This window comes from Kitasatospora sp. NPDC001225 (genome assembly GCF_053597855.1).
This window is the reverse complement of record NZ_JBSFJC010000026.1, coordinates 1-13,890: the sequence shown is the minus strand read 5'-3', so window position 1 is coordinate 13,890 and position 13,890 is coordinate 1. Positions and strand designations below refer to the sequence as shown.

At 72.6% G+C, this 13,890-nt stretch carries 17 protein-coding genes; 7 read left to right on the top strand and 10 right to left on the bottom strand.

Features of this window, described 5'->3' with window-relative positions:
- Nucleotides 1-21 precede the first annotated feature (21 nt).
- The gene (locus tag ACWDCZ_RS11695; RefSeq protein ID WP_449815846.1) at nt 22-306 is read left to right on the top strand and encodes a hypothetical protein; all 285 of its coding nucleotides are present in this window, start codon (nt 22-24) and stop codon (nt 304-306) included.
- Nucleotides 307-559: 253 nt separating this feature from the next.
- On the opposite strand, the gene ACWDCZ_RS11690 is transcribed toward ACWDCZ_RS11695, so the two are convergent.
- Nucleotides 560-763 (bottom strand): hypothetical protein, encoded by a 204-nt coding sequence (locus ACWDCZ_RS11690; protein WP_049651715.1) that lies wholly within the window; start codon nt 761-763, stop codon nt 560-562.
- A 137-nt stretch (nt 764-900) separates the two neighbouring features.
- On the opposite strand from ACWDCZ_RS11690, the gene ACWDCZ_RS11685 reads away from it, so the two are divergent.
- Nucleotides 901-1,659: a GntR family transcriptional regulator gene (locus ACWDCZ_RS11685; RefSeq protein WP_049651716.1), complete on the top strand. Its 759-nt coding sequence runs from the start codon at nt 901-903 to the stop codon at nt 1,657-1,659.
- Nucleotides 1,660-1,683: 24 nt separating this feature from the next.
- Here ACWDCZ_RS11685 and ACWDCZ_RS11680 read toward each other — a convergent pair whose 3' ends face one another.
- The 3 genes from ACWDCZ_RS11680 to ACWDCZ_RS11670 form a co-directional block, all read right to left on the bottom strand.
- Nucleotides 1,684-1,944, bottom strand: coding sequence for a Txe/YoeB family addiction module toxin (locus ACWDCZ_RS11680; RefSeq protein WP_380778971.1), 261 nt, complete (start codon nt 1,942-1,944; stop codon nt 1,684-1,686).
- The gene (locus tag ACWDCZ_RS11675) at nt 1,941-2,213 is read right to left on the bottom strand and encodes a type II toxin-antitoxin system Phd/YefM family antitoxin (protein ID WP_387968461.1); all 273 of its coding nucleotides are present in this window, start codon (nt 2,211-2,213) and stop codon (nt 1,941-1,943) included. The genes ACWDCZ_RS11680 and ACWDCZ_RS11675 overlap by 4 nt, the downstream gene beginning before the upstream one ends.
- A gap of 150 nt (nt 2,214-2,363) precedes the next feature.
- A complete protein-coding gene (locus ACWDCZ_RS11670; protein WP_049651719.1) occupies nt 2,364-4,031 on the bottom strand; it encodes a fumarate hydratase in 1,668 nt (555 codons plus the stop codon).
- Nucleotides 4,032-4,177: 146 nt separating this feature from the next.
- Here ACWDCZ_RS11670 and ACWDCZ_RS11665 point away from each other — a divergent pair, with 146 nt between their 5' ends.
- Together ACWDCZ_RS11665 and ACWDCZ_RS11660 are read left to right on the top strand one after the other, a co-directional pair.
- Nucleotides 4,178-4,948 carry a DUF1707 SHOCT-like domain-containing protein gene (locus ACWDCZ_RS11665; RefSeq protein ID WP_234348375.1) on the top strand — a complete coding sequence of 257 codons (771 nt, stop codon included), beginning with the start codon at nt 4,178-4,180 and terminating at the stop codon, nt 4,946-4,948.
- 316 nt (nt 4,949-5,264) lie between these two features.
- Nucleotides 5,265-5,642 (top strand): WhiB family transcriptional regulator, encoded by a 378-nt coding sequence (locus ACWDCZ_RS11660; RefSeq protein ID WP_049651731.1) that lies wholly within the window; start codon nt 5,265-5,267, stop codon nt 5,640-5,642.
- Between the two features lie 131 nt (nt 5,643-5,773).
- On the opposite strand, the gene glpX is transcribed toward ACWDCZ_RS11660, so the two are convergent.
- The gene (gene glpX, locus ACWDCZ_RS11655; RefSeq protein WP_049651720.1) at nt 5,774-6,814 is read right to left on the bottom strand and encodes a class II fructose-bisphosphatase; all 1,041 of its coding nucleotides are present in this window, start codon (nt 6,812-6,814) and stop codon (nt 5,774-5,776) included.
- 215 nt (nt 6,815-7,029) lie between these two features.
- Between glpX and ACWDCZ_RS11650 the strand changes: the two genes are divergently transcribed.
- Nucleotides 7,030-7,566, top strand: a complete 537-nt coding sequence (locus ACWDCZ_RS11650; RefSeq protein ID WP_310593165.1) for a DUF4245 domain-containing protein — start codon at nt 7,030-7,032, stop codon at nt 7,564-7,566.
- A 105-nt stretch (nt 7,567-7,671) separates the two neighbouring features.
- On the opposite strand, the gene ACWDCZ_RS11645 is transcribed toward ACWDCZ_RS11650, so the two are convergent.
- From ACWDCZ_RS11645 to ACWDCZ_RS11630, 4 genes are all read right to left on the bottom strand, one after another.
- Nucleotides 7,672-8,274: a malonic semialdehyde reductase gene (locus ACWDCZ_RS11645; protein ID WP_449815845.1), complete on the bottom strand. Its 603-nt coding sequence runs from the start codon at nt 8,272-8,274 to the stop codon at nt 7,672-7,674.
- A 110-nt stretch (nt 8,275-8,384) separates the two neighbouring features.
- The gene (locus tag ACWDCZ_RS11640) at nt 8,385-8,642 is read right to left on the bottom strand and encodes an exodeoxyribonuclease VII small subunit (RefSeq protein WP_049651723.1); all 258 of its coding nucleotides are present in this window, start codon (nt 8,640-8,642) and stop codon (nt 8,385-8,387) included.
- Between the two features lie 32 nt (nt 8,643-8,674).
- Nucleotides 8,675-9,889: an exodeoxyribonuclease VII large subunit gene (gene xseA, locus ACWDCZ_RS11635; RefSeq protein WP_375874164.1), complete on the bottom strand. Its 1,215-nt coding sequence runs from the start codon at nt 9,887-9,889 to the stop codon at nt 8,675-8,677.
- Between the two features lie 99 nt (nt 9,890-9,988).
- Entirely contained in the window at nt 9,989-11,365 is a 1,377-nt protein-coding gene (locus ACWDCZ_RS11630) for an APC family permease (protein WP_449815844.1), read from the bottom strand.
- 120 nt (nt 11,366-11,485) lie between these two features.
- On the opposite strand from ACWDCZ_RS11630, the gene ACWDCZ_RS11625 reads away from it, so the two are divergent.
- Complete coding sequence (locus ACWDCZ_RS11625) at nt 11,486-12,460, top strand: 4-hydroxy-3-methylbut-2-enyl diphosphate reductase (RefSeq protein WP_049651726.1); 975 nt, start codon at nt 11,486-11,488, stop codon at nt 12,458-12,460.
- A gap of 148 nt (nt 12,461-12,608) precedes the next feature.
- Nucleotides 12,609-13,355: a polyphosphate--glucose phosphotransferase gene (gene ppgK / locus ACWDCZ_RS11620; RefSeq protein ID WP_074001336.1), complete on the top strand. Its 747-nt coding sequence runs from the start codon at nt 12,609-12,611 to the stop codon at nt 13,353-13,355.
- Nucleotides 13,356-13,454: 99 nt separating this feature from the next.
- Here the strand turns inward: ppgK and ACWDCZ_RS11615 are convergent.
- Nucleotides 13,455-13,890, bottom strand: a 436-nt coding sequence (locus ACWDCZ_RS11615; RefSeq protein WP_449815843.1) for a DUF6542 domain-containing protein, incomplete at its 5' end; no start/stop codon positions are given.

Sequence of the window (13,890 nt, the reverse complement as noted above, 5' to 3'; positions counted from 1 at the left end):
TGACCGAAAGGCGGCCTCCCAATGGCCAACGACCAGAGCGAGACCCCGGCGCCGTCCACGCCCGAGAACGCGGCGAAGACCGAGGCCCCGGCCGCCGCTGTGGAGGCGGGCAAGGCTGTGGAGGGCGCGGTGGCCGCGTCCTCGAACCCGACCGAGTACACGGCGCCGACCGACGCGGAGAAGGACGCGTTCGAGAACGCCGCCTTCGGTGACGAGGGCCAGTACATCGAGGAGCCCGACCACCGGGCCGGTGGCAAGCCGGGCGGCCCGTACGAGCCGGAGACCCTCGTCGGCGGCCACCCGTAAGCCGTTCCGACCGTGCGCCCCCGTGCCCCCGTCCGGGCGCGGGGGCGCTGTTGGTTATGCGCGCGCCAATTCGTGTGCGGGTGCATCGCGGTGGCCGATTCCCGCCCATGGTGCACGCATGGTGACCGGCGTTATCCGTAACGTGCCCGGCGTCGGGCGCCGCGCGTTCCGGAATTCCGGATTCACCAGGGGGATTGCCCGGTCCTGATTGTTGTGGTTTGCGTGGATTTTTCCGCAATTCCCGATGCCGATCTCAATCAGCCGAATCGCGGGTCTCGGGGGCGGGGGCGACGTGGTGCGGTTCCGCGGCCCATTCCCGGCCGCCGCCCTCGGGGCGCAGGTAGTGCTCGCCGCCGATGGTGTCCATGTAGATGCCGGTGCGTCCGGTCCTCCGGTCGAGGACGAGTTCACCCACGTGGGGCCGGTAGGCCGGGGCGTTGCGCTGTCGGGTGCTCACCGTGCTGCTCCTCGCTCTGGTCGGCGACTGGCCAGCATCTCTAGAGAAGCTAATATCTCTAGAGATGTCAACGGTCGTATCTCCTTACCGGCGACCGCGGGCACGCCTACGATTTGTCCCAGGCAGAGGGAGCGGCGATGACCGGCAGCAATGGCGACAAGCAGCCCAAGTACCAGCGGATCGCCGAAGCGCTGAAGGAGGCCATCGACACCGGCCGGTACCGCGCGGGCGACCGCCTGCCCGGCGAGAACGACCTCATGGACGAGTACGGCGTGGCCCGGATGACCGCCCGCCAGGCGCTGGGCGTGCTGCAGAGCGAGGGCATCGCCGAGGCGCGCCGCGGCGCCGGGGTGTTCGTCCGGGACTTCCGGCCGCTGCGCCGGCGCGGCATCCAGCGGCTGGCGCAGGGGCAGTGGGGGTCCGGCCGGTCGATATGGTCGGCGGACATCGACAACCGCAGCCTGGTGGTCGACCAGGTGTCCGTCACCGAGCGGGGCGCGCCCGAGCACGTGGCCCGGGTGCTCGGGGTCGACCCGGGCGCCCCGATGTGCGTGCGGCACCGCCGCTTCGTCCTGGACGGCAAGCCGGTGCTGCTCTCGACCTCCTACCTGCCCGCCGTGCTGGTCTCCGGCACCGCCATCACCCGCGAGGACACCGGCCCCGGCGGCACCTACGCCCGGCTCGCCGAGATCGGCGCCAAGCCCGTGCACTTCCGCGAGGAGGTCCGCTCCCGGATGCCCGGCGCCGACGAGTCCGCCCGCCTGGAGCTGTCCGCCGGCACCCCGGTCATCCTGATCTGCCGCACCGCCTTCGCCGACGAGGGCCAGGTCGTCGAACTCAACGAGATGATCCTGGACGCCGCCTCCTACGTTCTGGAGTACGACTTCGACGCCTGAGCCGGGTAGGTCGGCCCGCGGTTGCTACTGGTAGTGGTAGCGGGCCTTGAGGATCTTCACCTCCTTCTCGTCCGCCCGGTACACCAGCCGGTGTTCGTCGTCGATCCGCCGCGACCAGTAGCCGGCCAGGTCGCCCTTCAGCGGCTCGGGCTTCCCGATGCCGTCGAAGGGGTCCCGCTGGATCTCGCCGATCAGGCGGGTGATCCGCTGAGCCATCTTCCGGTTGGACCCGAGCCGGAACAGGAAGTCCTCCCAGCCGTCGGGGTCGAAATGGACGCTCCTCACACCTCACCCGCCAGCGCTTCCAGTTCCTCCATGGTCCTGGTGACGCCGGGGTGGCCGGCCCTGTCGCGGGCGACGGCCTCCATGAGCCGCTGCGCGTTGGCGGGGGAGCGCAGGAGGTAGATCGTCTCCTGCCAGGAGTCGTAGTCCTCCGCGGACATCAGCACGGCGTCCCCGCCCTTGGAGGTGATCCTTATCGGCGCGTGGTCGTCGTTGACCTTCTTGATCAACGGGAAGAGCTGCGTGCGCGCCTCGCTCGCACTGATCGCCATGGGACGGCCTTCCACTCGGGTACCGGATGTCCGTACCGCAATGGTACGAGTCTCCGGTACCGGATGCCATGCGACAGGCGAACGAAGACCGCCCCGGGCGCGGGGCGGCCGGGGCGGTTCGGGGGCGTGCGGGGTTGGTCCCGCGCGGGGTTACTCCTTGGAGCGGACGCGCAGGCTGGTGATCAGCGGGCCCTCGGTGGTCTCGCGGAAGAAGTCGTTGCCCTTGTCGTCGACGACGATGAAGGCCGGGAAGTCCTCGACCTCGATGCGCCAGACCGCCTCCATGCCGAGCTCGGCGTACTCCAGCACCTCGACCTTCTTGATGCAGTCCTGGGCGAGGCGGGCGGCCGGGCCGCCGATCGAGCCGAGGTAGAAGCCGCCGTGCTGGGCGCAGGCGTCGGTGACCTGCTTGCTGCGGTTGCCCTTGGCGAGCATGACCATCGAGCCGCCGGCCGCCTGGAACTGGTCGACGTAGGAGTCCATCCGGCCGGCCGTGGTGGGGCCGAAGGAGCCGGAGGCGTAGCCCTCGGGGGTCTTGGCCGGGCCCGCGTAGTAGACCGGGTGGTCCTGGAGGTACTTGGGCATGCCCTGGCCGGCGTCCAGGCGCTCCTTGATCTTGGCGTGGGCGATGTCGCGGGCGACCACCAGGGTGCCGGTGAGCGAGAGCCGGGTCTTCACCGGGTACTTGGAGAGTTCGGCGCGGATCGCGGACATCGGCTGGTCGAGGTCGACGCGCACCACGTCGTCGTCCAGGTGCTCGTCGGTGGTGTCCGGCAGGTACTTCGCCGGGTCGGTCTCCAACTGCTCCAGGAAGACGCCCTCGGCGGTGATCTTGCCGAGCGCCTGGCGGTCGGCGGAGCAGGAGACCGCCATCGCGACCGGCAGCGAGGCGCCGTGGCGGGGCAGGCGGACCACGCGCACGTCGTGGCAGAAGTACTTGCCGCCGAACTGGGCGCCGATGCCGATCTTCTGGGTCAGCTCGGTGACCTTGGCCTCCAGCTCCAGGTCGCGGAAGCCGTGGCCGGTCTTGGCGTCGCCCGAGGTCGGCAGGTTGTCCAGGTAGTGCGCCGAGGCGTACTTGGCGGTCTTCAGCGCGAACTCGGCGCTGGTGCCGCCGATCACGATGGCCAGGTGGTACGGCGGGCAGGCCGCGGTGCCCAGCGAGCGGATCTTCTGCTCCAGGAACGAGAGCATGCTCGCCTCGTTCAGGATGGCCTTGGTCTCCTGGTACAGGTACGACTTGTTGGCGGAGCCGCCGCCCTTGGCCATGAACAGGAACTTGTACGCGTCGCCGTCGGTGGCGTACAGCTCGATCTGGGCCGGCAGGTTGTTGCCGGTGTTCTTCTCGTCCCACATGGTCACCGGGGCCATCTGGGAGTACCGCAGGTTGAGCTTGGTGTAGGCGTCGTACACGCCGCGCGCGATGGCGGAGTCGTCGCCGCCGGAGGTCAGCACGTTCTGGCCGCGCTTGCCCATGACGATCGCGGTGCCGGTGTCCTGGCACATCGGGAGGATGCCGCCGGCCGAGATGTTGACGTTCTTCAGCAGGTCGAGCGCGACGAAGCGGTCGTTGGGGCTGGCCTCCGGGTCGTCCAGGATGCGGCGCAGCTGGGCGAGGTGGGCGGGGCGCAGGTAGTGCGAGATGTCGTGCATCGCCTCGGCCGTCAGCAGCCGCAGCGCCTCGGGCTCGACCTGGAGGAAGGTGCGACCGCCGGCCTCGAAGGTGGAGACGCCCTCGGAGGTGAGCTTGCGGTACGGGGTCGGGTCAGCGCCCAGGGGGAGCAGGTCGCTGTACTCGAAGTCTGGCGTGGGAGCCATCGGGGCGGTCCTTAGGGGTCCAGTGGTGCGGCTGCGTCGGCGAAGCACCATCCAGGGTAGGACCCGCCGGAAGTCGGCATGCGGACAGGGCAGCCTTGCGTGACCGGGCTCACTCGCGCAGGAGTGCGAGCGACTAGGCTGACCCCGTGGACAACTCGCCGTCGCACGACGATTCGGGGCAGCCGCCGGTGCCGGCGCCCGTACCGATGACCAAACCCGAACCCAAGTCAGAGAGCAGACCCGAACTCAGGCCCGAGGCCGGGGCCGCGGCGCGGCCGCACGCGCCGGCCGCGGAGGCGGAGCTGCGCGTCTCCGACGCCGACCGCGAGAAGGTCGCGGAGCTGCTGCGCGACGCCTACGCCGAGGGGCGCCTGGACGCGGACGAGCACGCCGAGCGGATCGAGGCCGCGTACGCCTCGAAGACCTTCGGCGACCTCGCGCCGCTGACCCGGGACCTGCCGGCCCGCCCGCTGTCCTTCGAGAAGCAGCCGTTGAGCGCCCCGCAGGGGCCGCCGCCGCAGCAGCCGGCGCGCCAGGAGGCCCCGACGGTGGTGGCGATCTTCGGCGGCGCGTCCCGCAAGGGCCGCTGGCGGGTGGGCTCGCACCTGAGCGCCTTCACCGCGTTCGGTGGCGTGGACATCGACCTGAGCGACGCCGTGTTCGAGTCCCCCGAGGTGGAGATCACGGTGACGGCGATCTTCGGCGGGGTCCAGATCCGGGTCCCGGAGAACGTGAGCCTCCAGGGGTCCGGCATCGGCATCTTCGGCGGTTTCGACGTCCGCGAGCAGACCGCGGCGGACCCGTACGCTCCGGTTGTCCGGGTCAAGGGCCTTGCGCTGTTCGGCGGTTGCGAGGCCAAGCCGCGCCGCGGCAAGAAGCTGAAGGAGTGGGTGCGCCGTCAACTCGGCACCGACTGACCGCCGTTGACCTGCACAGTGCCCGGCCGGGAGCCAACTCCCGGCCGGGCGCTCGGCGTTGCGGCCAGTGCTCTGCGTAGTCGATTGCGTGCAGTGTGCATGAATCGCGGCCGAGCGGGGTAGTTCCTTCCGCACATCGCTTCTTGGACGGCTGCGCACCGGAGGCGGCCGAGCGGCCGTGCCGGGGTTGGACAGCGGGGGCTCGCAGCCGGCGGGGGAGCGAGGGGTCCCCGTGTCCGAGAGCCTCGTCAGGAGTACGGCCGTGCTGCATCCGATCGAGTCCCGCACCACCTCGCCAGTCGCCGCCGCGCAGGTCCTGGAGCGCCGCCCCGGCGTCCGGCCGCAGCCGCAGCCCCCGGGCGGCCCGGCGGGTTCCCCCGCGGGCGAGGACAATCCCTGGCACACCGGTGCCGCGTGTCGGCGGGACGAGGTGGGGCTGTTCTTCGCGCCCTCCAAGGAGCCGACGGCGGCCCGGCTGTCGCGCGAGGAGCAGGCCAAGCAGGTCTGCGCCCGCTGCCCGGTGCTGCTGGAGTGCCGCGAGCACGCGCTGGCCCAGCCGGAGCCGTACGGGGTCTGGGGCGGGCTGACGGCCGCCGAGCGGCGGGTGGTGCTGGCCCGGCGCCGCCGCCGGGACGCGGAGCTGCGCGAGGCGGCCCGGGTGACGGCGGCCGGTCGGCGCCGGATAGCCGGGTGAGGGCGGGCCCGAGAGCGGGAGGACGGTGCGCCGCGGCCCCGGCGGAGGGGGATTCCGCCGGGGCCGCGAAGCGCGTCGCCGCGGGGCCCGGTAGGCGGTAGCCCGGCGGACCGGGCTACCGCCTACCGGGCTCAGTTGGCGCGGTCGAAGTCGATCGCGCTGTACGCCCGCAGCTTCGAGAGCTTGTGGGTGGAGTTGATCTCGCGGATGGTGCCGCTCTTGGAGCGCATCACCAGCGAGCTGGTGGTGGCGGTCTCCGAGCGGTAGTGCACGCCGCGCAGCAGCTCGCCGTCGGTGATGCCGGTGGCGACGAAGAACACGTTCTCGCCGCTGACCAGGTCGTCCGTGGTGAGCACCCGGTCCAGGTCGTGGCCGGCGTCCAGGGCCTTCTGCCGCTCGGCGTCGTCCTTGGGCCACAGCCGGCCCTGGATCACGCCGCCCATGCACTTCATCGCGCAGGCCGCGATGATGCCCTCCGGGGTGCCGCCGACGCCCATCAGCAGGTCGACGCCGGTGCCCTCGCGGGCGGCCATGATGGCGCCGGCCACGTCGCCGTCCGAGATGAACTTGATCCGGGCGCCCGCCTCGCGGATCTCCCGGACCAGGCCGTCGTGGCGCGGGCGGTCGAGCACCACGACGGTGACGTCCTCGACGGCGCTGCCCTTGGCCTTGGCGACCCGGCGGATGTTGACCGCCGCCGGGGCGGTGATGTCGACGAACTCGGCCGCCTCCGGTCCGGCCACCAGCTTGTCCATGTAGAACACGGCGCTGGGGTCGAACATGGTGCCGCGGTCGGCGACGGCCAGCACGGCCACCGCGTTGTTCATGCCCTTGGCGGTCAGCGTGGTGCCGTCCACCGGGTCGACCGCGACGTCGCACTCGGCGCCGGTGCCGTCGCCGACCCGCTCGCCGTTGTAGAGCATCGGGGCTTCGTCCTTCTCGCCCTCGCCGATGACGACGACGCCGTTCATCGAGACGGTCGAGACGAGGGTGCGCATCGCCTTCACGGCGGCGCCGTCCGCGCCGTTCTTGTCACCCCGGCCGACCCACCGGCCGGCGGCCATCGCGGCCGCCTCGGTGACCCGGACGAGTTCGAGCGCGAGGTTCCGGTCCGGAGCCTCGGGCGCGACCTCCAGGGCACTGGGAAGCTGGTGCGGGTACTGCGTGGACATCGTCGTTACCTCTCTGTACGCGACGACCAGTGAGCGCCCGACTACTGCCAGGTCGAACGCCGTGGTGAGGGTATTGCGATCGTATCTGCCCACGAGATGACTGTCTGTGGCGCGGGTCGCTGCTCTGTGGCGGAAAACGCCTGTTCATCCCGTTTCACCCGGACGTGAATACCCCTGGTGACCGCCCCGGGATGTGGATGAGTCACCATGTGGGGGTGGCAGCAGACAACAAGGGCATGAGGGGCCGGCAGACCGTACGGGACATGGTCCTGTCGATGCTGGTGGTCGGTTTCGTCGTCTGGATCGGGTACCTGTTCCTCCCGCACGACGCCAACGGCGACCCGGTGCACGAGGTCGCGTACAAGGTGGAGACCTCCACCGCCAGGCGTGCGGCGCCGTACCCGGTGCTCTCCCCGGAGGGGCTGTCCGACAAGTGGCGGGCCACCTCGGTCAGCTACAAGCCGGCCGACCAGAACAACGGCAGGGGCAACGCCTGGCACCTGGGCTTCGTGACCCCCTCCGGCCAGTACGCGGCCGTCGAGCAGAGCGACGTGCCGCGCGACTCCCTGCTGGCCGCCTACGTGACGGGCGCCAAGCCGGACGGCACCGCCGAGGTGGCCGGCCGCGCCTGGGAGCGCGTGCAGGGCGAGAAGGCCCGCGCGCTGACCGTGCAGACCGGCCCCGGGACCACCCTGCTCACCGGCACCGCCTCCTACGAGGAGCTGGCCGAACTGGCGCAGGCGCTCAAGTAGCCCGCCCCCGCTCCACCCCGCCCGGCACGCGCCGGAGCATCCTGGACGACGCCGAAGGGCCCCGCACCGGACGAACCGGTGCGGGGCCCTTGCGCGCGGGGCGGATCAGACGGTGGTGACGACCTCGTCGTAGGCCAGGCGCGGCGAACGCGGGAACCAGGCGTCGTCGCCCGGCTTGCCGATGTTGACCACGGCCAGCACCGAGTGCTCGCCGTCGCCGAAGAACTCCTTGTTGATGCCCTCGGCGTCGTAGCCGGTCATCGGGCCGGCGGCCAGGCCGGCGGCGCGCACGCCGATGATGAAGTACGCGGCCTGCAGGGCGCCGTTCAGCGTGGCGGACTGCTCACGGACGCTGCGCTCCGAGAAGAAGACGTCCTTGGCCTGCGGGAAGTGCGGGAACTGGGTCGGCAGCTCCTCGTGGAACTCGTTGTCCGCGGCGAGGACGGCGACCAGCGGGGCGGCGGCGGTCTTGGCCTTGTTGCCGTCCGCGAGGTGCTGGACGAGGCGCTCGCGGCCCTCGGTCGAGCGGACCAGGACGACGCGCAGCGGCTGCTGGTTGAAGGCGGTCGGGCCGTACTTGACCAGCTCGTAGATGGCCTGGACCTGCTCCTCGGTGACCGGCTCGTCGGTGAAGGTGTTCGCGGTGCGGGCCTCGCGGAACAGCAGGTCCTGGGCGGCGGCGTCGAGTACCAGGGCGTCGGTGGTCATGCTTCTGCACCTCATGCGAAAGGGGGTTCGTCGGTATGATCGGCCGCAGCCGGTCACTTCATCCAACATAGGTGAAGTTTCAACGATTCCCCAAGCGAATGTGACCTGCCTCACTCCCCGCCCGGGCCCGCGCCCTCCTCGGCGGCCAGGGCGGCGTCCAGCCGGGCCCGGGCGCCGTCCAGCCAGCGCTGGCACACCTTCGCCAGCTGCTCGCCGCGCTCCCACAGGGCCAGCGACTCCTCCAGCGACGTCCCGCCGTTCTCCAGCTGCCGGACGACGTCCAGCAGCGCGTCCCGGGCGTGCTCGTAGCCCAGCGCGTCGTCCGGGTTCGGCGCCGCCGCGTCCTGCTGCTCCTGCTGCTCTGCCATGCGTGCCAGCGTAGGGGGTGCGGGTGACAGCGTCAGCCTCCGTCGGCCGCCGTGACGTCGAAGCCGCCACCCGCCACCCGGGCGTGCAGCCCCTCGCCGGGCGCGACCTGCGCCGGGTCGGTCACCACCGTGCCGTCCGCCCGCTGGAGCACCGCGTAGCCGCGCTCCAGGGTGGCCGCCGGGGAGAGCGCCACCACCCGGGCCAGGGTGTGGCCGAGGTCGCTCTGCGCGTGGTCCAGCCGGTGCCGCAGGGTGCGCCGGGCCCGCTCCAGCAGGCCGTCCACCTCCTGCCCGCGCCCGTCCAGCATCCGGTGCGGGGCGGCCAGCGCCGGGCGGCTGCGCACCCCGTCCAGTCCGTGCTGCTCGCGGTCGACCCGGGACAGCACGTGCCGGCGGGCGCGGTCGCGCAGCTGACGGACCTTGGCCAGCTCCTCGCCGACGTCCGGAACCACCCGTTTGGCCGCATCGGTCGGGGTGGAGGCGCGCAGGTCGGCCACGAAGTCCAGCAGCGGCTGGTCGGGCTCGTGCCCGATCGCGCTCACCACCGGCGTACGGGCGGCCGCGACCAGCCGCACCAGCCCCTCGTCCGAGAACGGCAGCAGGTCCTCCACGCTGCCGCCGCCGCGGGCCACGATGATCACGTCCACCTCGGGGTGCTCGTCCAGCTCCCGCACCGCCGCGCTCACCCGCTCCACCGCGCTGACCCCCTGCACCGGGACGTTGCGCACCTCGAAGCGGACGGCCGGCCAGCGCCGCCGGGCGTTCTCCAGCACGTCCCGCTCGGCGGCCGAGCCGCGCCCGGTGACCAGCCCGACGCACTGCGGCAGGAACGGCAGCGGCCGCTTGCGCTCGGCCGCGAACAGGCCCTCCCCGGCGAGCCGCCGCTTCAGCTGCTCCAGCCGGGCCAGCAGCTCGCCGAGGCCCACCGGGCGGATCTCCGAGGCGCGCAGCGACAGCTGCCCGCGCGCCGCGTACCACTCCGGCTTGGCGTGCACGACGACCCGCGCGCCCTCCTGCACCACCTCCGCGACCTGGTCGAACACCGAGCGGAAGCAGGTCACCGTGAGCGACACGTCGGCCTGCGGGTCGCGCAGGGTCAGGAACACCACGCCCGCGCCGGGGCGCCGGCTGAGCTGGGTGATCTGCCCCTCCACCCAGACCGCGCCGAGCCGGTCGACCCAGCCGCCGATCAGCGCGGAGACCTTGCCGACCGGGAGCGGCGCTTCGGGGGAGCTGGTGTTGGCCATGCGTACGAGGCTAGCGGCGCGGGCCGACACGGCCGAGACCGCGTCGTCGCGGGTCGGTACGGCCGAGGCCGCGCCCGGCCCCGCGCGGCCCGACGGCGGTCACCGGGGAAGCCGTCCAGGGCGCCGCCCGTCGGCCCCGCCGCGGGCGGCGCCCTGGACGGCGAGCACCACCAGGCCGACCGCCAGCCAGACCAGCCCGACGATCTGCGCGGTGGGCGAGGCCTCGTACACCACCGCCCCGATCACCGCGATCCCCAGCGCCGGGACGACCACGTGCCGCAGCCACCGCCGCGAGCCGTGCCGCACCGCGTACCAGCCGATCACCGAGGCGTGCAGCAGCGCGAAGGCGGTCAGCGCGCCCACGTTGACCACCGAGGTGAGCTGGTCCAGCCCGTCGTCCCGGTCGGCCGCCCAGACCGCCGCCGCCATCGTGATCACCGCGGCCGCCAGCAGCGCCCGGCGCGGCACCGCGCTGCCCGGGTCGACCGAGCCGAGCAGCCGCGGCAGCCGGCCCTCCCGGCCCATCGCGAAGACCAGCCGCCCGGCCGCGGCCTGCCCGGCCAGGGCCGCGAAGGCCGCGCCGATCGCCTTGCTGGCCGCCACCAGCACGTGCAGCCAGTGCCCGACGCCGCTCTCCACGGTGTCGTAGAAGGCCGAGCCCTGCGCCGCCGGGTCGGCGGCCAGCTGCTGCGGGCCCAGCGGCTCCAGCAGCGCCGCCAGGTAGGTCTGGGCGACGAACAGCACCCCGGCCAGCGCCAGGCACCAGAGCACCGCCCGGGCCACCGCCGCCGAGGCGCCGACCGCCTCCTCCACGAAGGTGGCGATCGCGTCGAAGCCCAGGTAGGAGAGCACCGCGACGGACACCGCGGAGACCACCGCGGTCATCGAGAAGGCCCCGACGGCGGTGAACGGGGTGTCCCAGCCGCGCTGGGCCCCGCCCTGGGCCAGCGCCACCACGGCCGCGGCCACGAACACCGCCAGCACCGCGATCTCCATCGCGAGCACCGCGAAGCCGACCACCGCCGCCGTCCGCACCCCGACCAGGTTGAGCGCGGTGGTCACCACCACCGCGAGCGCCGTCCAGACCCAGCGCGAGACGTCCGGGACCAGGGAGTTCAGCGCGATCCCGGAGAACAGGTAGGCCACGGCGGGGATCAGGAGGTAGTCGAGCATCGCCATCCACCCGGCGATGAAGCCCGGCCCCTCGCCCAGTCCGGCCCGGGCGTAGGCGAACACCGAGCCGGTCTGCGGCACGGCGCGCACCATCTGGGCGTACGAGAAGGCGGTGAAGCCCATCGCCACCGTCGCGGCCAGGTACACCGTGGCGACGGCGCCGTGGCTCTTGGCGTCCAGCACGCCGAAGACGCCGACCGGGGCCATCGGGGCGATGAACAGCAGTCCGTAGACCATCAGATCGCGGACGCCCAGGCTGCGGCGCAGGCCGCTCGGCGTCACCTGCTCGCTCACAGAGCTCATAGACACCATATTTTGAGCGCTGTTGACCGGGTCTGCACGGAATGTGTCCGCCGTCGGCGCGGCTTCGCGCCGGGGGCCCGGCGGGCGGGCGCCGCTCGCGGCCGCCCGTACGATGGAGCCATGTCCAAGACCGCGCAGCGCCGTGTCCTGCTCGCCGCCCCCCGGGGCTACTGCGCGGGAGTCGACCGCGCCGTGATCGCCGTGGAGAAGGCCCTGGAGCAGTACGGGGCGCCCATCTACGTCCGCAAGCAGATCGTCCACAACAAGTACGTGGTGCAGACCCTGGAGAAGAAGGGCGCGATCTTCGTCGACGAGACGGAGGAGGTGCCCGAGGGCTCGATCGTCGTCTTCTCCGCGCACGGCGTCGCCCCGGCCGTCCACGACGAGGCGCGGGCGGGCCGGCTGGCCACCATCGACGCGACCTGCCCGCTGGTCACCAAGGTGCACAAGGAGGCCGTGCGCTTCGCCGACGAGGGCTTCGACATCCTGCTGGTGGGCCACGAGGGCCACGAGGAGGTCATCGGCACCATGGGCGAGGCCCCGGACCGGATCCACCTGGTGGACGGTGCCGAGGACGTCGCCAACGTGCAGGTCCGGGACGAGTCCAAGGTCGTCTGGCTGTCCCAGACCACCCTGTCCGTGGACGAGACCATGGCCACCGTCGGCGAGCTGAAGAAGCGCTTCCCGGGGCTGGTCAGCCCGCCCAGCGACGACATCTGCTACGCCACCCAGAACCGCCAGGTCGCGGTCAAGCAGCTGGCCCCGGAGACCGACCTGCTGATCGTGGTCGGCTCCAAGAACTCCTCCAACTCCGTCCGCCTGGTCGAGGTCGGCCTGGAGTACGGCGCCAAGGCCGCCCACCTGGTGGACTTCGCCGAGGAGATCCGCGAGGAGTGGCTGGAGGGCGTCACCACGGTCGGCCTGACCAGCGGCGCCTCGGTGCCGGAGATCCTGGTCGACGGCGTGCTGGAGTTCCTGGCCACGCGCGGTTACGACACGGTCGAGACGGTCAAGACCGCCGAGGAGCACCTGACCTTCTCGCTGCCCAAGGAACTGCGCCGTGACCTGCGCGCCGAGGCGGCTGGCAAGCTCTGACCCCACCCGGAAGGCCCGGCACCCCGCGCGGGGTACCGGGCCTTCCGCTGTGCGCGCCCGGGCGCGCTCTCGTAGCTTTGTGCACAGGCTGTGGACAAGGCACCGGCCGCGGACGCCCGTCCGCGGCCGACGGCGGAGGGCGGACGTGATGACGGCGGTATTCGGCGTGGACATCGGCGGCTCGGGGATCAAGGGCGCGCCCGTCGACCTCGCCCGGGGCGTGCTCGCCGAGGAGCGCCGGAAGGTGCTCACCCCGCAGCCGTCCGCCCCCGAGGCCGTGGTCGCCGCCGTCTGCGAGGTGGTCCGCCACTTCGACCACCAGGGCCCGGTCGGGCTGACCTTCCCCGGCGTGGTCGTCGACGGTCATACCAGGACGGCCGCCAACGTGGACAAGGGCTGGATCGGCCTGGACGCGGCGGGCCTCTTCCGCCAGGCGCTCGGCATGCCCGCGACCGTCCTGAACGACGCGGACGCGGCCGGGCTGGCCGAGCTGACCCACGGCGCCGGGCGGGGCGAGTCGGGCGTGGTCCTGGTGCTCACCTTCGGCACCGGCATCGGCAGCGCCCTGTTCGTGGACGGGACGCTGGTGCCCAACACCGAGCTGGGCCACCTGGAGCTGCGCGGCAAGGACGCCGAGCGCCGGGCCTCCTCGGCTGCCAAGGAGCGGCACGGGCTGGACTGGGAGCAGTGGGCCGGGCGGGTCGACGAGTACCTGGACCTGGTGGAGATGCTCTTCTCGCCGGGGCTGATCGTGATCGGCGGCGGGGTGAGCCGCAAGCACGAGAAGTTCCTGCCGCTGCTGAAGGACCGCCGGGCACGGGTGGTGCCGGCGGAGCTGCGCAACGACGCGGGCATCGTCGGGGCCGCCATGGCGGCGGCCCGGGCCGAGGGCTGAGGAGCCGGGATCGGGCCGGGGACTGAGGGGCCGGGGTCGGGGCCGGGGCTGAGGGGGCGAGGGGCGCTCCTGCGGCGCCGCCGCTCAGCGGGAGCGGCCTCAGCGGGAGCGCTGGATCCGGCGCTGGGCGACGAACCGGGCGAGCACGATCAGCGCGGCCAGCCCGGTGCCGGAGAACAGCCAGCCGGCCCGCAGCGCCAGCCCGGTCGCCAGCGAGACCACCTGGGCGGTGACGCCCGGGGAGCCCACCGGTTCGAGCAGCAGCAGTGCGAGGGCGAAGGCGATCGGCCCGCTGATCGGTGCGGCCAGCAGGTCGGCGTAGCGCACCCGGACGGCGAGCTGGAAGCAGACCACCAGGTAGCCGAGGCCGAACAGCCAGCCCAGGCCGTCGAACAGCAGCCGGTCCACGCCCGCCACCGCGAGCGTCGCCAGGACGGCGACCAGCCCGGTGCCGATGGCCGTCAGCCGGGTCGGCCGGCCGGTGCGCCGCCGCCCGTACAGCGGCTCGTCGCCGCGCCCGCGCAGCGGCAGGCGC